At 69.5% G+C, this 20,645-nt stretch carries 19 protein-coding genes; 7 read left to right on the forward strand and 12 right to left on the reverse strand.

What is annotated here, in order from left to right; translation table 11 throughout:
- Positions 1-404 precede the first annotated feature (404 nt).
- Entirely contained in the window at positions 405-1,457 is a 1,053-nt protein-coding gene (locus tag A2G96_RS12105; protein WP_062799461.1) for a glycosyltransferase family 4 protein, read from the forward strand.
- On the opposite strand, the gene A2G96_RS34120 is transcribed toward A2G96_RS12105, so the two are convergent.
- From A2G96_RS34120 to A2G96_RS12125, 4 genes are all read right to left on the reverse strand, one after another.
- Positions 1,454-1,915 (reverse strand): hypothetical protein, encoded by a 462-nt coding sequence (locus A2G96_RS34120; protein ID WP_231909556.1) that lies wholly within the window; start codon positions 1,913-1,915, stop codon positions 1,454-1,456. The two genes, A2G96_RS12105 and A2G96_RS34120, sit on opposite strands and share 4 nt — an antisense overlap.
- A gap of 48 nt (positions 1,916-1,963) precedes the next feature.
- Positions 1,964-3,211 (reverse strand): MgtC/SapB family protein, encoded by a 1,248-nt coding sequence (locus A2G96_RS12115; RefSeq protein WP_062799464.1) that lies wholly within the window; start codon positions 3,209-3,211, stop codon positions 1,964-1,966.
- A gap of 115 nt (positions 3,212-3,326) precedes the next feature.
- Positions 3,327-4,148 carry a class I SAM-dependent methyltransferase gene (locus A2G96_RS12120; RefSeq protein WP_062799466.1) on the reverse strand — a complete coding sequence of 274 codons (822 nt, stop codon included), beginning with the start codon at positions 4,146-4,148 and terminating at the stop codon, positions 3,327-3,329.
- Positions 4,149-4,240: 92 nt separating this feature from the next.
- Positions 4,241-5,032: a TorF family putative porin gene (locus A2G96_RS12125; RefSeq protein ID WP_062799468.1), complete on the reverse strand. Its 792-nt coding sequence runs from the start codon at positions 5,030-5,032 to the stop codon at positions 4,241-4,243.
- Between the two features lie 243 nt (positions 5,033-5,275).
- Here A2G96_RS12125 and A2G96_RS12130 point away from each other — a divergent pair, with 243 nt between their 5' ends.
- On the forward strand, positions 5,276-6,145 hold the full coding sequence (locus tag A2G96_RS12130; protein ID WP_062799470.1) for a DUF72 domain-containing protein: 870 nt from the start codon (positions 5,276-5,278) through the stop codon (positions 6,143-6,145).
- Between the two features lie 31 nt (positions 6,146-6,176).
- On the opposite strand, the gene A2G96_RS12135 is transcribed toward A2G96_RS12130, so the two are convergent.
- The 7 genes from A2G96_RS12135 to A2G96_RS12165 all read right to left on the reverse strand — a co-directional run bounded on the left by A2G96_RS12135 (position 6,177) and on the right by A2G96_RS12165 (position 14,568).
- Complete coding sequence (locus tag A2G96_RS12135) at positions 6,177-6,521, reverse strand: Na+/H+ antiporter subunit G (protein ID WP_062799472.1); 345 nt, start codon at positions 6,519-6,521, stop codon at positions 6,177-6,179.
- Between the two features lie 11 nt (positions 6,522-6,532).
- Entirely contained in the window at positions 6,533-6,805 is a 273-nt protein-coding gene (locus tag A2G96_RS12140; protein WP_025586311.1) for a K+/H+ antiporter subunit F, read from the reverse strand.
- Positions 6,790-7,293 (reverse strand): Na+/H+ antiporter subunit E, encoded by a 504-nt coding sequence (locus A2G96_RS12145; RefSeq protein ID WP_062799474.1) that lies wholly within the window; start codon positions 7,291-7,293, stop codon positions 6,790-6,792. The genes A2G96_RS12140 and A2G96_RS12145 overlap by 16 nt, the downstream gene beginning before the upstream one ends.
- A gap of 3 nt (positions 7,294-7,296) precedes the next feature.
- Complete coding sequence (locus tag A2G96_RS12150; RefSeq protein ID WP_062799478.1) at positions 7,297-8,862, reverse strand: monovalent cation/H+ antiporter subunit D; 1,566 nt, start codon at positions 8,860-8,862, stop codon at positions 7,297-7,299.
- Positions 8,859-9,245, reverse strand: coding sequence for a Na+/H+ antiporter subunit C (locus tag A2G96_RS12155; RefSeq protein WP_062799480.1), 387 nt, complete (start codon positions 9,243-9,245; stop codon positions 8,859-8,861). Before A2G96_RS12155 ends, A2G96_RS12150 begins: the two co-directional genes overlap by 4 nt.
- Positions 9,245-12,049, reverse strand: a complete 2,805-nt coding sequence (locus A2G96_RS12160) for a monovalent cation/H+ antiporter subunit A (protein WP_062799481.1) — start codon at positions 12,047-12,049, stop codon at positions 9,245-9,247. The genes A2G96_RS12155 and A2G96_RS12160 overlap by 1 nt, the downstream gene beginning before the upstream one ends.
- A gap of 338 nt (positions 12,050-12,387) precedes the next feature.
- Positions 12,388-14,568, reverse strand: coding sequence for a PQQ-dependent dehydrogenase, methanol/ethanol family (locus tag A2G96_RS12165; RefSeq protein ID WP_062799483.1), 2,181 nt, complete (start codon positions 14,566-14,568; stop codon positions 12,388-12,390).
- A gap of 271 nt (positions 14,569-14,839) precedes the next feature.
- Between A2G96_RS12165 and A2G96_RS12170 the strand changes: the two genes are divergently transcribed.
- A complete protein-coding gene (locus A2G96_RS12170) occupies positions 14,840-15,637 on the forward strand; it encodes a crotonase/enoyl-CoA hydratase family protein (RefSeq protein ID WP_062799485.1) in 798 nt (265 codons plus the stop codon).
- 15 nt (positions 15,638-15,652) lie between these two features.
- Here A2G96_RS12170 and A2G96_RS12175 read toward each other — a convergent pair whose 3' ends face one another.
- Entirely contained in the window at positions 15,653-16,468 is an 816-nt protein-coding gene (locus A2G96_RS12175; protein ID WP_062799487.1) for an IclR family transcriptional regulator, read from the reverse strand.
- A 215-nt stretch (positions 16,469-16,683) separates the two neighbouring features.
- Here A2G96_RS12175 and A2G96_RS12180 point away from each other — a divergent pair, with 215 nt between their 5' ends.
- The 4 genes from A2G96_RS12180 to A2G96_RS12195 all read left to right on the forward strand — a co-directional run bounded on the left by A2G96_RS12180 (position 16,684) and on the right by A2G96_RS12195 (position 20,585).
- On the forward strand, positions 16,684-17,862 hold the full coding sequence (locus A2G96_RS12180; RefSeq protein WP_062799489.1) for a thiolase family protein: 1,179 nt from the start codon (positions 16,684-16,686) through the stop codon (positions 17,860-17,862).
- 50 nt (positions 17,863-17,912) lie between these two features.
- Positions 17,913-18,677, forward strand: coding sequence for an SDR family NAD(P)-dependent oxidoreductase (locus A2G96_RS12185; protein ID WP_062799492.1), 765 nt, complete (start codon positions 17,913-17,915; stop codon positions 18,675-18,677).
- 28 nt (positions 18,678-18,705) lie between these two features.
- Positions 18,706-19,470, forward strand: a complete 765-nt coding sequence (locus tag A2G96_RS12190; protein WP_062799494.1) for a crotonase/enoyl-CoA hydratase family protein — start codon at positions 18,706-18,708, stop codon at positions 19,468-19,470.
- 89 nt (positions 19,471-19,559) lie between these two features.
- On the forward strand, positions 19,560-20,585 hold the full coding sequence (locus tag A2G96_RS12195; protein WP_062799497.1) for a Bug family tripartite tricarboxylate transporter substrate binding protein: 1,026 nt from the start codon (positions 19,560-19,562) through the stop codon (positions 20,583-20,585).
- The last annotated feature ends 60 nt before the right edge of the window (positions 20,586-20,645 follow it).

The following is a 20,645-nucleotide window of genomic DNA, read 5'->3' on the forward strand; positions in this document are numbered from 1 at the left end:
GGACTTGGTGAGGTCGAACGCTGCCACCCGCAGGCGGCCTCGCCGCGCCGCCAGGTGTCATTTCGTGCCAAAGCATTGAACTCCCTGCGTTGGGCGCAAAACCTTTGTTCTGGTTTTTGTCTGATGCGGTCATGCGTATTCTTCACTGAGAATGCAGGGATCGGGGCGCTGGTTCGGGTCGCTGCAATGTAGCGCAAATGGCACATGGCAGCGATGCGGGCCGCATTGCCAGGCCTGCGTTTCAATATCCATGCGCGGCACCACCGTAGCGCCCCGCTCGTTCTGTGCCGACACAGGCGTCCGTGCGCCAGCGCACCGAACGCCGCACCGGCTGCCGGCATGCTTGAACGTCGCCGTCCCCCCAGCGGGGGCCTGTGCTGTGCAAGCCATGGAGCGCAACGAGGATGAGCCAGCCCGAGCCCCCGGACATCGCGCCGCCGCTGCCCGATCTGCTGATATTCAGCGCCCCGTTCCACCCTTCGGTGGGCGGCATGGAGCGCTTTGCCGAAGACCTGGCGCTGGGGCTGACCGAGCTGGGCTACCGCATCGAACTGGCCACGCGCACGCCGGCGGCCGCGGGCGACGCGCCGGCGTTCCCCTACCCCGTCACGCGCGTGTCGGGCGTGGCCGAGCTGGCGCGCGCCATGCTGCGGCACCCGCTGGTGGTGTTCGTTGGCCTGACCTTCTACGACGTGTTGCTGGCCTCCGTGCTACGGCGCCGCATCGTGCTGACGCATCATGGCCCGTACAGCCACTATGGCGAAACGCGGCGCTTTACCGCCGGCAACGTCAAGCGCTGGATGACGCGCTTCTACGACAACATCTGCGTCAGCCGGTACCTGGCCGGCTGGCTGCCGGGCCAGCCGCTGGTGATCCACAACGGCTATCGCGACGACCTGTTCCGGGCCGCGGCCGCGCCGCGCCCGCCGGGCAGCTTCGCCTTTGTCGGCCGGCTGGTGACGGAGAAAGGGGTTGACCTGCTGCTGCGCAGCTTCGCAAAGCTGCGCGCCATGCGGCCCGACGCCCGCCTGACGGTGATCGGCGACGGGCCGCAATACACGCTGCTGGTGGCATTGGCGGCAACCCTGGGGTGCGCCGAAGCGGTGATGTTTGCCGGCGCGCAGCCGCCCCCGGTGGTAGCCGCCATGCTGGCGCAGCATGCCTGCCTGGTGGTGCCGTCGATTGGCTACGAGCCTTTCGGCATCGTGGCGCTGGAAGGCCTCGCGGCCGGCTGCGAGGTCGTCGTTACGCGGCGCGGCGGGCTGCCGGAAGCCGTCGACGGCTTCGGCTGGGTGGTGGAACCCGACGAGGACCCGTTGTGCGAAACGATGCTCGCGATTTGCGCGGGCGAGTCGCGCCGCAGCGAGCCGGCCCTGCGCCTGTTCCTGGCCGACCACCAGCGCAAGACCGTCGTGCGCCGCTACGCTGAAGCCATCGCCGGCTTCCTGCGGCACTAGCGCGCGGGCTTTTTCGGCTTGCCGGTTTCGGCCTGGTGCTGGCGGCGCGGATCCTCGTTGCGGAAGCAGCCATAGCTGCTTTGCCCCGGATCGGCGCTGCGGCTCTTGATTTCGCTGGCCTCGCGGTCCATGCGCGCGCCCGGGTTCTTCTTGTCGGCGCCGGCCTTGCCTGCGGTTTTGCCCGCGGTTTTGCCTGAACTCTTGCCTGCGGTCTTCCCGCTCGAACCTGGTTTCATTTCCAACTCCTTGTCGTGACACATCGGTCGATCTGAGGACTTGTTCCCCCGTGCCGGCCGGCTCGGCTTTTCCGTAGCGGCTGCCGGCACCGGGAAGCGAGAATCACGCAACATCCGTTCCACGACGAGATGCCGCATGCCGGCGCCCGCCGGCAGCCACACGCGGCCAAACACGGGCCAATCGCGGCAAATCGCTGCCGTTACGGCGGTCGCGACAGGCAAGCTGCGCGTCAGCGTTGCAGAATTTGCAGGTCGCTTGTCGGGCGGGCTTCAGCCCAGCCGCAGCAGCCACGCCGCCGCCCAGGCCGCGGCGGTCGACAGCACCAGCCCCAGCGCCACCGGCACGGCAAAGCGCGCGCCGCCTGCCGTTGACGCGACGATCTTGCTGACGGTATTGGCCGTCAACGCGCCCAGCACCGGCCATACCGCGTCCGGCGGCGCCAGCTTGCCGGCGCCGACCATGGCGCCGATCGAGGTGGCCGCGGCATGCGCGTCGGCAAAGCCGGCACCCACGGAAAGCGCCAGCAGCCCTTCGTTGCCGGCCCATGCCTGCGTGGCCGCGCCCACCAGTTGCAGCACCGCAAACAGCAGCGCGAACACCGCCGCGCCGCGCCAGTCGAAGATGCTGCCGCCGGGCACGCCGGCGCTGCCGCCGCGGGCCTCGTGCCACGAGCGCCACAGCCAGATGCCACCAAACGCTGCGATCACCACCAGTCCCGCGGCTAGCGGCAGCGCCAGCGCCGCCAGCGCGGACAGGCTGGTGGCGCCCAGCAGCACCAGCATCTGCACGTAGGTGGCGACGCTCGACAGCAAGGCCGCCGCCACCGGACCGTGGACGCGCCCCTCGCCCTGGCGCGACAGCACCGCCATCGCGGCAACGGTTGCGGTGCTGGAAACGAAGCCGCCGAACAGGCCCGAGATCGGCAGGCCCAGGCGGTCGCCGAACACGCGCGCGCAGACGTGCCCGACCGCGCCGGCCAGCAGTACCAGCAGCACCACCAGCCAGATCGCGTGCGGGTTCCACGCGTCGAGCGGGCCCATGTAGCGGTCCGGCAGCAGCGGCCAGACGATCAGCGCGGCGGTGGCCAGGATCAGCGCCTGGCTCATTTCCTCGCGCGTGACTTCGCGCCGGGCAAGGTGGTGCAGGAAGGACTTGCCATGCAGCAACAGCACCACCACCGTGGCCAGCGCCGCCGCCAGCGCGGGATGGCTCGCCGCCAGCGCGCCCAGCAGCAAGGTCAGCAGCAGCGCGAATTCCGTGGTCAGGCCGCTGTCGCGGCCGGCCGAGCGGTAATAGGCCACCGCCGTCAGCAGCGCCGCGCCCAGCAGCATCACCGGCAGCACCAGCGCCGCCGACAGCAGCGCGCTGGCCACGCCCGCCAGGCTGGCCAGCGCGAAGGTGCGCAGCCCGGCCGGCGCTTCGCTGCTGCCGTCGGCGGCCTGGCTGCGCTCGCGCTCCAGCCCGATCGCCAGTCCGATGCCCAATGCCACCGATGCCGAAATGATCAAGGGATCCATGCGTGTGCCCGAGGTTGCGGTCGCCGTGAAGCCTGGCGGATGCTGTGACCACAGTATCGGTGCAGGCGGCGATTTGCGCACCCCCCGGTCGGACCGTAAGGGCCCGGACGTGGCTTCAGGGCGCGGCGACCATCACCACGTGCGCCTGCATCGGGCCGGCCAGCGGCCCGTTGCCGTAGGCCTGGGCCAGCGCCCGCTCGCAGTGCCCGGTCGCCCGCGCCAGGGCGTCCGGGCCGCGCGCTTCCAGCTCGGTGCGCAGCGGCGTGCCCTGGCAGAACGCCGTGGCGGCGATGCGCGCGGCGGCGGCGTGGCTGGTTTCGGTGACGGTCTCGAACACCGCGCCGGCCGTGAACCCGCCGCTGCGCAGGTCCTGCGCGATGGCGGCCTGGCTGTGGTAACCGTGCGGGACGCGGACCATGAAATCGGGCGGCGCCTCGGGGAACAGCGTGGCCAGGGCCGCGGTGATATCGCGGGCAAATGCGTTGAATGCGATCCGGTCCCACACGTTGAACACCAGCGTGCCGCCCGGCACCAGCACGCGGCGGGCCTCGGCGAAAGCCTTGCCCTTGTCCGGGAAGAACATCGCCCCGAACTGGCATGCGACCAGGTCGAAGCTGGCGTCGTCGAACGGCAGCCGCATCGCGTCGGCCTCGCGCCATTGCACCGGGCGCGCGGTGCCCGCGGCCTGCGCGCGCGCCAGCATCGGTGCATTGAGGTCGGTGGCGACCACCAGGGTGTCCGCCGGCAGGCGTTCGGCCAGCTCCCGCGTCAGCGCGCCGGTGCCGGCGGCCAGCTCCAGCACCCGGCGCGGCCGCAGCGCGGCGATGCGCCGCCCCAGGTCGGCGGCATAGGGCGCAAAGATCATCGGCACCATCAGGGCCTCGTAGACCTCGGCAATCGCCCCGGCAAAGACCTTGTCCTGCTGCTGCATGCCCATGGCGCCGTCCTCCCCTTGCCTGCCCGGCCGCGAAGTCGCCGGGGTCGCCTGACTGGGTGTAGGACACATCGCGGCGAATGTAAACCGGCCCGCTAGAACGTCTTGCTCAGCGATCCCCACACGGTGGCGCGGCCAAGGTAGCGCCCTTTCGCGCTGGTGTACACGGCGCGCTCGGCATTGGTATCGATATACGCCAGCGCCAGCGCGAAGCCATGGCCAAGCTCCTTGGTCAGTCCGAGCTTCCAGTCGGCGTACGAGGCATCGGCGACCTGCACTTTCTGGTAGCCCAGGTGCGCGTTGAGCGTCAAGCCCCAGAACCCGAGCGAAACATTGGCCGACAGGTCGGCATACCAGCTGTGGCGGCTGTCGGCCAGCCCGAATAGGTTGGTCGGCGCGTAGGAGTATTTCAGCGTCACCGGACCGTAGCCGATGCCGGCGTACAGCTCGGTGGTGTCGGGGCTGGTGTAGCCGTCGGGATAGCTGCCCGGATAGTAGTACTGCAGCACGCCGACGTCGGTGCTCCAGCCGCTGTCGCCAAAGGCATGGCGGTAGCCGCCGTAGAAGTCCATCTCGATCGGCGCGGACACGTCCGGGTGGCTGTCGCCCAGCCAGCTGATGCTCGAGTTCCAGTTGCCGAGGTAGAAGCCGCTGGCATGGCTGTAGTCGAAGCCGCCCTGGAGCGCCGGGCGGCCGTTGCTTTGCATCAGGCCGCGGTAGCGGTAGTCGCTGGCGAGCGCGACGTTGGCGCTGAAGGTGTGGGCGGCGGGGGCGGCAGTGTCGGCAGCGGCTTGCGCCAGTACGGGCTCGGCGCCGGCCAGCCAGAGGGTGGCGGCCAGCGCGGCGGTTGCGGTCTGTCGGCCGGCGGAAATGCGAGGCAGGGTCATGGTCGAAGATGGCGGATTGAGGAGCGCGTCCACATCGGAACGCCCCGCCACGATAGGGACTTCGACGTAAAAACGGCGTCAAGAGACGCCGTGGCCGTATTGAAATGCGGTAAACGCGTTTTGTCTGCGCAAGGCGCGAATCTTGCGGGAAAGGCTTCGACAGGCTTGCGCGACGGAACTTCGGGGTCAACCGCATGAACCGTGGCGCCGTCGATTGCAAAAACTACAGACCATGGCATCGCGATGATCCGGATCGGTATCTCAGGCTGGCGCTATGCCGGCTGGCGCGGCGTGTTCTATCCCGAGGGGCTGGCGCAGCGGCGCGAGCTCGAATACGCGTCGCGCGCGGTCGAGACCATCGAGATCAACGGCTCGCACTATGCGCTGCAGACGCCGAAAAGCTATCGCGCCTGGCATGAAGCCACGCCGCCGGGCTTCGTGTTCAGTGTCAAGGGCCCGCGCTACCTGACCCACATGCTGCGCTTTCGCGACGACTCGGCGCGGCCGGCGATGGCCAACTTCTTTGCCTCCGGCGTGCTGGCGCTGGAAGAAAAGCTGGGGCCGGTGCTGTGGCAGTTTCCGCCCAACTTCGGCTTCGATGCCGAGCGCATGGAACGCTTCCTGTCGCTGATTCCGCACGACACGCACAGCGCGCGCGAGCTGGCGCGCCAGCACAACCGCAACGTCAGGGAGCCGTGGTGCGAGACCCGGCGCCGGCGCCCGATCCGGCATGCGGTGGAAATCCGCCACGCCAGCTTCTGCACGCCCGAGTTCCCGTCCCTGCTGCGGCGGCACCGGGTTGCGCTGGTCATCTCCGATGCCGTGGCCGACTGGCCCTATGTCGAGGACGTCACCAGCAATTTCCTGTACCTGCGCCTGCATGGCACCGAGACGCTGTATGGCGGCGCCTACTCCGACGCAGCGCTGGACCGCTGGGCCGCGCGGCTGGTCAAGTGGGCCAATGGCGGCGAGCCCGCCGATGCGCAGCGGATCTCGCCGAAACGGGCCCGCGCCGCCGCGCACCGGGATATCTACTGCTACTTCGATAACGACAAGAAGGTCAAGGCCCCGTTCGATGCGCAACGGCTGCGTGCGCGTATCGAGGAGAAATAGGCAGCACGGCCGCGCTGCCGCCGGGCTCCGCTCAGTCCCGGATGCGCGGCATCCAGCCGCTGCCGCGCGTGCGCGGATCCACCGGCAGTTGCCGCTGCAACGCCGCCTTGGCCAGCATATGCGCACTGATCGGCGCGGTCAGGAACAGGAACGCGGTCACCAGCAGCTCATGCAGGGTGGCGTCGCCCCTGAAGCTGAAATACGCCACCGACGCCAGCACCACCCCACCCACGCCCAGCGTGGTCGACTTGGTCGGCCCATGCAGGCGCATGAAGAAATCCGGCAGCCGGAACAGGCCGATGGCCCCGACCAGCATGAACACGCTGCCCACCAGCAGCAGCGCGCAGACGATGAATTCGGCAACGGGATGCAGCATGGGCCGGGCTCCTAGTATTCGATGATATCGCCGCGCTGCAGGTACTTCGACAGCGCCACGGTGGCGACGAAGCCCATCACCGCGATCAGCAGCGCGGCCTCGAAAAACACCGCCGAGTCCAGGCTGATGCCCAGCACCACGATCAGCGCGATGGCGTTGATGTTGAGCGTGTCGAGCGCGACGATGCGGTCGGGCAGGCTGGGCCCGCGCAGCAGCCGGCCCAGCGTCAGCAGGAAGGCCAGGCCCAGGATCGCCAGGCACACCGGAATCACGATGGCAAGCATTGGAAGATCTCCTTGAGCGGGGTTTCATAGCGCGACTTGATCAGCGTCACCAGCGCGGCTTCTTCCTCCAGGTCCAGCACATGGACCAGCAAGGCGCGGCGGTCGTCGCTCAGTTCGGCGCACAGCGTGCCGGGGCTGAGCGAGACGATGCTGATCAGCGCGGTGGTAGCGAGTTCATGCTCGACATCGAGCGGCACCACGATAAACGCCGGGCGCAGCCGCGCGGTGCGGCCCAGCACCATCATCGCCACTTGCAGGTTGGCCTTGACGATGTCGAGCAGCACGTGGCAACTCAGGCGCAGGATCAGGTCCGGGCGCGACAGGCGGAAGGCCCCCAGCACCAGCCAGCGGTCGGCCAGCCGGCCGATGGCCCAGCCCAGCACCGCGCCCAGCAGCCAGTGGCCCGGTGCCAGGCTCTGCGCCAGCATCAGCCACATCAGCATCAGGATCAGGCTCAGCCAGGGATGGGGCAGCAGACGACGCAGCATGGCCTACCCCCGCTCGCCGGGCAGCACCGCGCGCAGGTACGCGCCGCGGTCCAGCAGTTGCGCGGCGGCGTCCGCCACGTAGTCGCTGACCGGACGCGCGCCCACGGTCAGCGCCAGGTTGCCGGCCAGCAGCAGCATGCAGCAGGCCAGCTTGCGCGCGTCCGGCCGCACCCGCAGGCGCGCCGCGCCGGGATGGTCTTCGTCCAGGTATTCGGCGCCTTCGGCGACGCGCTGGGCCTCATGCGGCAGGCGCCACAGCAGCCGCGTGCCGGTGCGCGAGACCGCGATCAGCAGCAGCAGGCTCGAGCCCAGCACCGCCGGCCACAGCACCGGCATCCACGGCGCCGGCGTGGCGCGCAGGATCATGGCCTTGCCGAGGAAGCCCGACAGCGGCGGCAGCCCCACCGCCGCGACCACGCCCACCAGGTACAGCACCCCGGCCAGGCGCGACGCAACCACCGGCGCGCCGTCGGTGCGCACGGCTTCGGGTTCGAGCGCATCGGCCAGCAGGAACAGCGCCGCGGTGCACAGCGTGGTGCTGAGCAGGTAGTACAGCGCCGCCGCCCAGCCGGCCTGGCTCTGCATCGACACGCACGCCGCCAGCAGCCCGACCGACGCCACCACCAGGTAGCTGGTCATGGCGCGCAGCGGCGTCGCGGCCAGCGCGCCCAGCGCCCCAACCGCCAGCGTGGCCAGCGCCCCAACCGCCAGCGTGGCCAGCGCCAGCACGAACACCCAGTCGTGCAGGAACGGCCCCAGCAGCCCCTGCGCGCCGCCGAAGATCAGCGCGTCGCATCGCAGCATGGCGTAGATGCCGACCTTGGTCATGATGGCAAACAGCGCCGCCACCGGCCCGGTTGCGCTGCCATAGGCGCGCGGCAGCCAGAAGTACAGCGGGAACAGCGCCGCCTTGAGCCCGAACACCAGCATCAGCATCGCTCCCGCGGCCACCGCCAGCGGCAGGTCCTGGGCCGGCAGCCCGGCCAGGCGCAGGCCCAGGTGCGCCATGTTGAGCGTGCCCGAGAGCCCGTACAGCACGCCGATCGCGACCAGGAAGAACGACGATGCCACCAGGTTCAGGATCACATAGTGCAGGCCGGCGCCGACACGCGCGCGCCCTGCCCCATGCACCAGCAGCGCATAGGAAGCGATCAGCAGGATCTCGAAGAAGACGAACAGGTTGAACAGGTCGCCCGCCAGGAACGCGCCGTTCAGGCCCATCAGCTGGAACTGGAACAGCGTGTAAAAGTGCCGGCCCTGGCGCGCCGTGCCCTCGCCCGCCGCGGCCAGCGCGGCCACCGCCAGCAGCGCGGTCAGCGCCAGCATCATCGCGCCGGTGCGGTCCAGCTGCAGCACGATGCCGAACGGTGCGCTCCAGTTGCCCATGGCATAGACCACGATGTCGCCGCCGGCCGCATGGCGCAGCAGCAGCACCGCCACCGGCACCAGCAGCAGCGTCGCCACCGCGCTGGCCACGCGCTGCGCGTGCAGCCGCTGCGCCGGCATCGCCGTCAGCAGCGCGCCGGCGAACATCGGGATCAGGATGGGCAGCAGCACGGCGTGGTTCATGGCCGCGGCTCCGTGTCAGCGCTGTGGCCGCCTGCGTCAGCGTGGCCGTCGAGCGCCTCCGGCCTGCCGGCGGCGTCGACATGGTCGCTGCCGGTCAGCCCCAGCGAGCGCAGCGCCAGCACCACCGCGAACGCGGTCATGCCGAAGGCAATGACGATGGCGGTCAGCACCAGCGCCTGCGGCAGCGGATCGGCATAGCTGGCCCCCGGCGCAATCACCGGCGGCCGGCCGATCGACAGGCGCCCCATGCCGAGCAGGAACAGGCTGACCGCATACGACAGCAGGGTCAGGCCCAGCACCACCGTGAACACGCGCTCGCGCAGCAGCAGGTAGATGCCGGCGGCGGTCAGGATGCCGATGGCGATGGCGTAGAGCGCGGCCATCAGTCGTCCTCCGTGGCCTGTGCCGGCGGCAGGTTGCGCACGCCCAGATGAGACACGATCACCAGCGTGGTTCCGGTCACGGTGCAGAACACTCCCAGGTCGAAGATCATGGCGGTGGCCAGCTCCACCTCGCCGATGCCCGGCAGGTGGAAATGGCCGAAGGCGGTGGTCAGGAACGGATAGCCGAAGGCCAGGCTGCCCAGCCCGGTCAGCCCCGCCACCAGGATGCCGGCACCGGCGATGGCGCGGTAGTCCGGCGCGATGCGGGCTTCGGTCCAGCGCACGCCGTTGGCAACGTATTGCAGCAGCAGCGCCACCGAGGTGATCAGCGCCGCGATAAAGCCCCCGCCCGGCTGGTTGTGCCCGCGCAGCAGGATAAAGGCCGCCACCAGCAGCGTCAGCGGAAGCATCAGCCGCGCCAGCATCGCCAGCAGCAGCGGATGCGGCTGGCTGGTCCACGGCAGGCCGTCCGGCGCCGCCGACGGGGTCGGCAGGCGCATGCCCTTGAGCAGGGCCTGCACCGCCAGCCCGGCGACCAGCAGCACGCAGATCTCGCCGAGCGTGTCGAAACCGCGGAAGTCGACCAGCAGCACGTTGACCACGTTGTGCCCGCCCCCGCCCGGCACCGCCTGCTCGACGTAGAACGTCGACACCGGGTCATACGGCCGCGTCATCACCGCGTAGGCCGCCACCGCCAGCAGCGTGCCGCCGCCCAGCGCCAGCACGGCATCGCGCACGCGGCGGCCGGCGCGTGCGCGGTCATTCGTCTCGCGCGGCAGGTAGAACAGCGCCAGCACCAGCAGCAGGATGGTCACCACTTCGACCGAGATCTGGGTCAGCGCCAGGTCCGGCGCCGAGAAACGCAGGAACGCCAGCGACACCATCAGCCCGCAGCCGCTCAGCAGCACCAGCGCCAGCAGCCGCTGGCGGTGCGCCGCCACCACGGCGATCGCGCACAGCGCCAGCAAGGCCAGCGTGGCCGCGCTGATCGGATCGATGGCGCCGGCGGGCACGCTGCCAGCCAGCGCGGGCAGGTCGGCCATGAAATAGGCAGGCACGGCCAGCATCGCCAGCAGCATCCAGCCGATATAGGTCGGCAGCGAGCCGTCCTCGAGCCGGCGCGTGACCGCCGCGGCAAAGCGTTCCAGCGCGCGCATGCCGTGTTCGAACGAGCGCCGCGCGCTCAGGTGCTCGATCGCCTGCTGCCAGCGCCGCAGCGCGTCGCGGCGCAGGAAGAACAGGGTCGCGCCACCCGCCATCGACACCAGGCTCATCAGCAGCGGCAGGTTGACCCCGTGCCACAGGTTCAGGCTGTATTCGGGCAGCGGCGCGCGCAGCGTCGCCAGCGACGCGGCCGCGAGCAGGTCGCCGACGGTGTAGGCCGGCACCAGCCCGACCACCAGGCAGATCACCACCAGGAACTCGACCGGCACCTTCATGAAGCGCGGCGGCTCGTGCGGCGGGTAGTTGGGGAGGTCGGGCCGGCCCCCGCCGAAGAACACGCCGTAGATGAAGCGCAGCGAGTACGCCATGGTCAACGCACCAGCCATGGTTGCCGCAGCGGGGATCACCCAGTTGAACTCGCCCAGCAGCCCCTGCGCCAGGGTCTCGCCGAAGAACATTTCCTTGCTGAGGAAGCCGTTGAACAGCGGCACCCCCGCCATCGACAGCGACGCCACGATGGCCAGCACCGCGGTATGCGGCATATAGCGGGCCAGGCCGCGCAGGCGGTCCAGGTCGCGCGTGCCGGTTTCATGGTCGATGATGCCGGCGGCCATGAACAGCGACGCCTTGAACACCGCGTGGTTGATGATGTGGAAGATCGCCGCCACCGTGCTGAGCTGGGTATCGAGGCCGAACAGCAGCGTGATCAGCCCCAGGTGGCTGATGGTGGAATACGCCAGCAGGCCCTTCAGGTCGCGCTGCAGCAGCGCCAGCCCGGCGCCGACGATGAGCGTGGCCAGCCCGGTCATGCTGACCAGGTAGAACCAGCCGTTGGTGCCGTCCAGCACCGGATACAGCCGCGCCAGCAGGAACACGCCGGCCTTGACCATGGTGGCCGAGTGCAGGTAGGCCGAGACCGGCGTGGGCGCGGCCATCGCGTGCGGCAGCCAGAAGCTGAACGGAAACTGCGCCGACTTGGTGAACACTGCCAGCAGCACCAGCACCAGCATCGGCAGGTACAGCGGGTGGTGCTGCACCTTGCCGGCCTGCGCCAGCACCACCGACAGCTCGAAGCTGCCGCAGATATGGCCCAGCAGCAGCACCCCCGCCAGCAGCGCCAGCCCGCCGCCGCCGGTCACCGCCAGCGCCATGCGCGCGCCCTGGCGCGCATCGGCGCGCCACGACCAGAAGCCGATCAGCAGGAACGACAGGATGCTGGTCAGCTCCCAGAACACCACCAGCAGCAGCAGGTTGCCCGCCAGCACCACGCCCAGCATCGCCACCATGAACAGCAGCAGCAGGCAGAAGAAGCGCACCGCAGATTCATTGCGCGCCAGGTAGTAGCGCGCGTACAGGATCACCAGCAGGCCCACGCCCAGCACCAGCAGCGCGAACAGGAAGGCCAGCCCGTCGAGGCGCAGCGACAGGTCCAGCCCGAGCGCGGGCAGCCACGCCACGCGCCAGCCCAGTGCGTGCCCCGGCTGCGCGAAGACCTCGCCGCGCAGGCTCAGCAGCAGCATCAGCGCGGCGAGCGGCAGGCCGATGATGACCGGCGCCAGCAGCCGCGGAGCACGCGTGCCGATCAACCACGTCAGCGCCGCGGCCAGCAGCGGCAGCGCAATCAGCAGCGGCAGCACCATGCCCGCCCCTTCAGCCGTTGCCCGGGGCCGGCAGGTGCCAGCCGGCCTTGCGGCGCAGGGTCAGCCGGGTTGCAGATGGGGCGCAGTGTCGGAGTCGGAGTGTCGGGGCGGTGGTCATGGTGGGGCAGATCTCGGTGGGCGATTGCGGCCGCTACTGACCGGATTCTGCCGGCATTGCGCCGGCTGTGCCAGTCAATTGGCGCGATTCGCGAAAAAAATCATCGTATCGCGCAAGAATCTGAACGCGTGTCGCCATGCGCATGCCGGTCGCAGCGCTGCGCCGGCACGCGGGGACCAGGCCCTGCCCCTACCCCTACCCCTACCCCTACCCCGTGCGCTCAGGGCTTGGGCCGTACCGCGTCCGCGGTGCCCTGGATAAAGGCCTTGATCTTCTCGACGTCCTGCGGCGTCAGCTTGCCGGTGAAGTCCGGCATGCCGCGCGCCATCGCCGGGCCCTTGAACACGACCTTGTCCAGGTTCTCGATGAAGGCGGCGTCGATATAGCCCAGGTTGGGGATATTGCCGCCGCGGTCGACCCCGGGCACGCCGTGGCACAGCACGCAGTTGCTGACGTACAGCGCGGTGCCGTCCCGGACCAGCGCCGGGTCGTACTTCACGCCTTGCAGCAGCTTGCCGGCACGGTATTCGGCGAAGGCCGGCAGCGGCGCCTTGCCGCCGAGCGCGAAGGTGTAGACCGTGCCCGGCCCTTGCCGGTTGGTGGCGCGCTGCGCCTGCCCGTAGACCCCGCCCCAGCCCACCGCGACCGAGACATACTGCCTGCCGTCGAGCTCGAAGCTGACCGGCGCAGCGACCACGCCGGTGCCGGTCGGCGATTCCCACAGCTTGTCGCCATTGCGCGCGTCGTAGGCAACGAAGCGGCCGTCGGCGGTGCCCTGGAACACCAGGTTGCCGGCCGTGGTGAGCGTGCCGCCGTTCCACGGCGAGACCAGCTCCTGCGTCCACGCGGCCTTCTGCTGTACCGGGTCCCACGCAATCAGGCGGCCGAACGGCTTGCTCTGCGGCGGCTCGGCATTGAGGAACTTGGCGGTGTTCCAGCCCACGTTGCCATGCGGCGTGCCGGGCTTGCCTTCATTGAACTGCCAGGCCTTGTCGTCCATCAGGTTGAGCGGCACGTGCTGCGCCGGCAGGTAGACCAGCCCGGTCTGCGGGTTGAACGACATCGGATGCCAGTTGTGCGCGCCGTACGGGCCGGGGATCGCGTCATAGGCCTTGTCGGCGGCGCGCGCCTCGGGGCGTTCGATCGGGCGGCCGTTGGCGTCATAGCCGGTGGCCCAGTTGACGTCGACGAAGTTCTTTGCCGAGATGAACTTGCCGTTGGTGCGGTCGATGACGAAGAAGAAGCCGTTCTTGGGCGCGTGCAGGATGACCTTGCGCAGTTGCCCGTCCAGCTTCAGGTCGGCCAGGATCATCGACTGGGTCGAGGTGTAGTCCCAGTTGTCGCCCGGGGTCTCCTGGTAGTGCCAGACGTACTTGCCGGTGTCGGGATTGAGCGCGACGATCGACGCCAGGTACAGGTTGTCGCCACCGGCCGGGCTGCGCTTGCTCTGCGACCATGGCGCGCCGTTGCCGGTGCCGACGTACATCAGGTTCAGTTCGGGGTCGAAGACCAGTGAGTCCCACGCGGTGCCGCCGCCGCCCGCCTCCCAGTATTTGCCGCTGGGGTCCCAGGTCTTGGCGGCGGCCGCCATCGACTCGTCCTCGAACGGTTTGGACGGATCGCCGGGGACCGTGAACCAGCGCCACTGCTGCGCGCCGGTGGCGGCGTCGTAGGCGGTGATGTAGCCGCGCACGCCGAACTCGGCGCCGCCATTGCCGATGATGACCTTGCCCTTGAACACGCGCGGCGCGCCGGTGATGGTGTACGAGTAGCGGCGGTCGATGATGGTGTCCTGCTCCCACAGCTTGCGGCCGCTGGCGGCATCGAGCGCGATCAGCCGGCCGTCGTAGGCGGCGACGAACACCTTGCCCTGGTACAGCGCCACGCCGCGGTTGACCACGTCGCAGCAGCCGCGATAGCCGAGCGAGCGGTCGACCTTGGGATCGAAGCTCCAGAGCCGCTTGCCGGTGCGCGCATCGAGCGCATGCACCACGCTCCACGACGCGGTCACGTACATCACCCCGTCTACCACCAGAGGGGTGGCCTCGACGCCGCGGGTCGACTCCAGGTTATAGCTCCACACCAGCCCCAGCTGGCGCACGTTGGCGGTGTCGATCTGGCGCAGCCGGCTGAAGCGGGTCTCGGCGTAGTCCAGTCCGTGGCTGGGCCAGTCGCGGGTGGTGCTGGCATTGGCGCTGATAAAGGCGCCGTCGACTTTCGCCGCCGCGTTGCGCGGGGCCGCGGCGCTGGCGGGCAGCAGCTGCGCCGCCAATGCCAGCGTGGCCAGCCAGGCCGCGGCGCGCGTCCTGGTTCGGCGTCTCGCCGTGGCAACTACGTTCGCAAACACGGTCGCAAATTCGGCGGCAACGGAATCCGTTGCCGGCTTCAACGCATGGCTCATATCGTCTCCTGGAGGGCGTTCTTGTTGGAATTCGGGACTGCAGGATTACGTTACTGCGCGACGCCGGACGGTGGCCGGGGCCCATCGATCATCGGCGAGCCCTTGCGTTATGGGTACAGGGATAACCCGAAGCCGCTGGCATGGCCGGGCCACGCCACCAATATCCAATGGATATCGCCTTGCAAGAAATGAATATTGGACGCTGGCGGCCACCGTCGCTTAGCCTTGGCGCCAGGACAGACCCCCGCATCCCTATCCGGAGCCCCCCGACATGAGCCAGTTCCTTCTCTACGATCAGCAAGACCACATCGTCACCCTGACCATGAACGAGCCCGAGCGGCGCAACCCGCTGACCGGCAACACCGCGGTGGCGGAATTCCTGGCCGCGATCGAGCGCATCCACGCCGACCGCAGCGTGCGCGCGGTGGTGATCACCGGCGCCGGCACCGCGTTCTCTTCGGGCGGCAATATCAAGGACATGGAGCGCCAGGCCTCGGGCACGGTGCCGGGCATGGAGATCCGCCAGGACTACCGCTGCGGCATCCAGCGCCTGCCGCTGGCGCTGTTCAACCTGGAGGTGCCGGTGATCGCCGCGGTCAACGGCGCGGCCATGGGCGCGGGGCTGGACCTGGCCTGCATGTGCGATATCCGCATTGCCTCGGAACGCGCGCAGTTTGCCGAGTCCTTCGTCAAGCTGGGCATCATTCCGGGCGATGGCGGCGCGTGGCTGCTGCCGCGCGTGATCGGCCTGTCGCGCGCGGCCGAGATGACCTTCACCGGCCAGCCGATCGACGCCAGCCAGGCGCTCGAATGGAACCTGGTGTCGCGCGTGGTCGCGCCCGACGCGCTGTTGCCGACCGCCTATGAACTGGCCGGCCGTATCGCCGCCAATCCGCCGCACGCGGTGCGGCTCGCCAAGCGCCTGATGCGCGAAGCGATGCATACGCGGCTGGATACGCTGCTGGAACTGTCGGCCGGCTTCCAGGCGCTGTCGCACCAGACCGCCGATCACCGCGAAGCGGTGCAGGCCTTCCTGGAAAAGCGCATGCCTGTGTTTACCGGCAACTGAAACGTCGCGACCGCCCTAGCCTGCCACGCCGAGCGCGCCCTCAACATTGCGCACCAGGCTGACCAGGCGCGGGCCGATATCCGTCTCCAGCTGCGTGCTCTGCTGGCTGAACACCGGCACCGACGCGGCGAAGATCCACGCCTCGCCGTCGCGGCGCGTGCGCAGCGGCACGGCCACCGATTCCACCTCGCGGTGCAGGTCGCGATGGCCGCGGCAGAAGCCGTGTTCCTGCAGGTCGCGCGCGGCATCGTCCAGGCGCGCCTGCAGCCAGTCGGCGCGCGGCGGGTCGGTGGCGCGCAGCCGGGCCAGGTAGGCTTCGCGCTCCGCCTCCTCCATGCGCAGCAGGTAGGCGCGGCCCGAGCCGGTGCGCGACAGCGACACGCGCGTGCCCACCTCCGGCCGGAACACATGGCTGCCGACGCCCTGCGCGATCTCGACATAGGTCAGCGCATGGCCGCTGCCGACGATCAGCTCGACCTGCCCGGCGATATGGTCGGCCAGTTCCTGCATCGCCGGCCGCGCCAGCTGGCGGATGGTCATGCGTGCCAGCGCCGGCGCTGCCAGGTTGATCAGGCCGACGCCGGGCACATAGCGCGACAGCCGTTCCGAGTAATGCAGCAGGCCCAGCCCGCACAGCGTGTCGAGCAGCCGGAACAGGGTCGGCTTGGCCAGGCCGGTGCGCTCCATCAGTTCCCGGCTGCTCAGTTCCTGCACTGTCGGCGAGAAGCAATTGAGGATCGAGACGCCGCGTGCCAGCGCGCTGACAAGGCGCGCCTCGCCGTCGGCATCGGCGGATGGTGGGGCCACGGGGGCAGGTGGAGCATTAGTCATCGGCGAGCCTGGATAGGGAGTTTTTTGATACCCGTGTCTCAAAACCCGGATGTTGCCCTTCGCTATTTCGAAAGTCAAACCGGGTTTTTTACGTTTACATGGCGATTTTCCGACGCCAGAATCCCAATTCATCGTATCGGACGATCACTTTTCGATACAGACGTCTCAATATCCCCGCACGACTCGCAACGCTCAGCTTTCTCAGGAGACTCCGCATGCAACAAGCCGTCATCGTCGACGCCATCCGCAGCCCGATGGGCCGCTCCAAGCCGGGCTCGGCCTTTACCGAACTCCATGCCACCGAACTGCTGGCGCAGGTGCTCAAGGCGCTGGTCGAGCGCAACCGGCTGGACCCGGGTCTGGTCGACGACGTGATCACCGGCTGCGTCACGCAGGCGGGCGAGCAGTCCGCCGGTCCCGGCCGGGTGGCGTGGCTGGCGGCGGGTTTCCCCGAGCACGTGCCGGCCACCACCATCGACCGCAAGTGCGGCTCGAGCCAGCAGGCGGTGCACTTTGCCGCGCAGGGCATCATGGCCGGCGCCTACGACATCGTCATCGCCTGCGGCATCGAGTCGATGAGCCGGGTGCCGATGGGCTCGGCGCGCATCGGCCAGAACCCGTATGGCCCGTCGATGGAAGCGCGCTACGCGCCGGGCCTGGTGTCGCAGGGCGTGGCGGCCGAACTGGTCGCGGCGAAGTACGAGCTGTCGCGCGAGCAGATGGACAGCTACTCGGCCCGCTCGCACGAACTGGCCACCGCCGCGCGCGAAAGCGGCGCGTTCCGCCGCGAGATCGTCGGCATCAGCACCCCCAACGGCGTGGTCGAGCACGACGAGACCATCCGTCCCGGCACCTCGGTGGAGAAGCTGGGCACGCTGCAGGCGTCGTTCCGCAACGACGAGCTGAGCGCGCGCTTCCCGCAGATCGGCTGGAACGTGACCGCCGGCAATGCCTCGCAGATCAGCGACGGCGCCGCCGCGATGCTGCTGATGAGCGAGGCGATGGCGCAGCGCCTGGGTTTGAAGCCGCGCGCGCGCTTCGTTGCGTTCGACGTCTGCGGCGACGACCCGATCGCGATGCTGACCGCCCCCATTCCCGCCAGCCAGCGTGCGATCAAGAAGAGCGGCCTGACGCTGGAGCAGATCGACCATTACGAAATCAACGAAGCCTTTGCCTGCGTGCCGCTGGCGTGGCAGCGCGCGCTCGGCGCCGACCCGGCGCGGCTGAACCCGCGCGGCGGCGCGATCGCGCTGGGCCATCCGCTGGGCGCCTCGGGCGTGCGGCTGATGACCACCATGCTGCATGCGCTGGAAGACAGCGGCCAGCGCTATGGCCTGCAGTCGATGTGCGAAGCCGGCGGCATGGCCAACGCCACCATCATCGAGCGCCTGTAGGCGGCGCCCTGCCCCATTCCCCCATCCCGATACCCATCAAGGAGACACCCATGAAACTGACCAATATGTCTGCCGTCGTCACCGGCGGCGCTTCCGGCCTGGGCCTGGCCTGCGTGCGGCGCCTGGTGGAACGCGGCGTCGACGTGGTCATCGCCGACCTGTCGGAAGAGCGCGGCAACGCCGTGGTCGACGAGTTCGGCGGCAAGGTCCGCTTCGTCAAGGCCGACGTGACCGAAACCGACCAGATGAACGCGGTCTACGACGCCGCCGAGGCCATCGCCCCGCTGCGCGCGCTGATCCACTGTGCCGGGCTGGGCGGCCCGGTGCGCGTGGTCGAGAAGGACGGCTCGCCGGGCTCGCTGGAGAAATACGAGTCGATCGTGCGCATCAACCTGATCGGCACCTTCAACGCGCTGCGCCTCGGTGCCGCGCGCATGGCGAAGAACGAGCTGGTCGACGGCGAACGCGGCGCCTGCGTGCTGACCGCGTCGGTGGCGGCCTACGAGGGCCAGATCGGCCAGATTCCCTATGCCTCGGCCAAGGCCGGCATCGTCGGCATGACGCTGGTGGCCGCGCGCGACCTGGCGCAGCGCGCGATCCGCGTCTGCACCATCGCGCCGGGGCTGTTCGACACCCCGCTGCTGGCCAAGCTGCCGGAGAACGTGCGCGCCTCGCTCGGCGCCATGGTGCCGCACCCGGCGCGCCTGGGCGCGCCTGACGAATACGCCTCGACCGCGCTGCATATCCTCGAGAACCCGATGCTCAACGGCGAGACCATCCGCCTGGACGGCGCCATCCGCATGGCACCGCGCTGAACCGGCCGCCCCAGACAGGAGAGAACTGATGAGCGATACCCTGCTGAAGGAAATCCGCGGCAACGTGATGGTGCTGACCATCAACCGTCCCGAGGCCCGCAATGCGATGGACTTCGAGACCGCCACGGCGATTGCTGCCGCGCTGGATGAACTCGATGCGCGCGACGACCTGAGCCTGGCGGTGCTGACCGGTGCCGGCGGCACCTTCTGCTCCGGCATGGACCTGAAGGGCTTCCTGGCGGGCAAGCGTCCGAGCATTCCCGGCCGCGGCTTCGGCGGCGTGACCGAGCAGCCGCCGCGCAAGGTGCTGATTGCCGCGGTCGAGGGCTATGCGCTCGCCGGCGGCTTCGAGCTGGTGCTGGCGTGCGACCTGGTGGTGGCGTCGCGCGCGGCCAAGTTCGGCCTGCCCGAGGTCAAGCGCGGCCTGGCCGCCGCGGCCGGCGGCCTGATCCGCCTGCCGCGCCGCGTGCCCTATCACGTCGCGATGGAATACGCGCTGACCGGCGACATGCTGCCCGCCGAGCGCGCCTACGAGCTGGGCCTGGTCAACCGCCTGACCGATGCCGGCGGCGCGCTCGACGCCGCGCTGCAGCTGGCCGACGCGGTCGGCGCCAACGGGCCGCTGGCCATTGCCGCCAGCAAGCAGGTGGTGGCGCAGTCCGGCGACTGGACCCGCGAGGAAATGTTCGTGAAGCAGAAGCCGCTGATCGACCACGTCTTTACTTCCGCCGACGCACGCGAGGGCGCCGCCGCCTTCGCCGAGAAGCGCAAGCCGGTGTGGACGGGCAAGTGAAACGCCCGCACCTGACCTGAGAACGGCCGGCCGCAAGCCGGCCGTTCTTGCCTTGCCAAGCAGCCCATAAACATACGTGGAGGAGACCCATGACACCCAAGCTGCCCGCACCGCTGTTCCCGTCGCTGACCCCGGCGCTGACCCATCGCAGCGCAGCACTGGTGCTGGCCACTGCCGCGGCGCTGCCCGGCATGGTCCCCGCGGCCGCGCATGCCGCCGCCTGGCCCGAGCGGCCCATCACCATCATCGTGCCCGGCGCGCCCGGCGGCACCACCGATATCCCGACGCGGCTGGTGGCGCAGAAGCTGTCGGCCATCGTCGGCCAGCCGGTGGTGGTCGACAACAAGCCCGGCAGCGGCGGCATCATCGGCACGCAGGCCTTCATGCGCGCGGCACCGGACGGCTACACGCTGCTGGTCGGCAATACCGGATCGCATGCCATCAACTACAGCGCCTACAAGCAGTTGTCTTACCAGCCGCAAGATTTCCTGCCGCTGACCGACCTGATCTCGTTCGCCAACGTGCTGGTGGTCGGCGCGCAGGCGCCGGTGCGCAGCGTGGCCGAGCTGGTGGCGCAGCTCAAGCAGTCGCCGGGCAAGTATTCCTATGCCTCGGCCGGCATCGGCCAGACCACCCACCTGACCGCGGAACTGTTCCGGCTGCGCACCGGCACCGAGATCATCCACGTGCCGTACAAGGGCTCGACGCCGGCCACCACCTCGGTGCTGGCGGGCGAAACCACCTTCATGTTCGACAACCTGACGCAGGCGCTGCCGCAGATCCGCGCCGGCAAGCTGCGCGCGCTGGCCGTGACCAGCGCCGAGCGCCTGCCCGCGCTGCCCGACGTGCCCACCATGGCACAAGCCGGCGTGAAGGACTTCGTGGTGATGGGCTGGCTGGGCTTTTTCGCCCCCGCCAAAACCCCGCCGGCAGCGGCCGCGGCGCTGCAGGACGCGCTGGGCAAGGCCATGCGCGATCCCGAGGTGGTGGCGCGCTTGCGCGACATGGGCGGCGTCGCCGGCGGCGAGCCGCAGCCGAAGTTCGCCGCGCTGGTGCGCGGCGAGATCCAGCGCTGGGGCGAAACCATCCGGGCGTCGAAGGTCAGCCTGGACTGACCCCGCAGGGTGCCTCACCGAGCCGCCTTTGCCAAATCGGAAGGCGCCCCGCCCCAAAGC

It is taken from the genome of Cupriavidus nantongensis, from assembly GCF_001598055.1.
GTDB lineage: Bacteria > Pseudomonadota > Gammaproteobacteria > Burkholderiales > Burkholderiaceae > Cupriavidus > Cupriavidus nantongensis.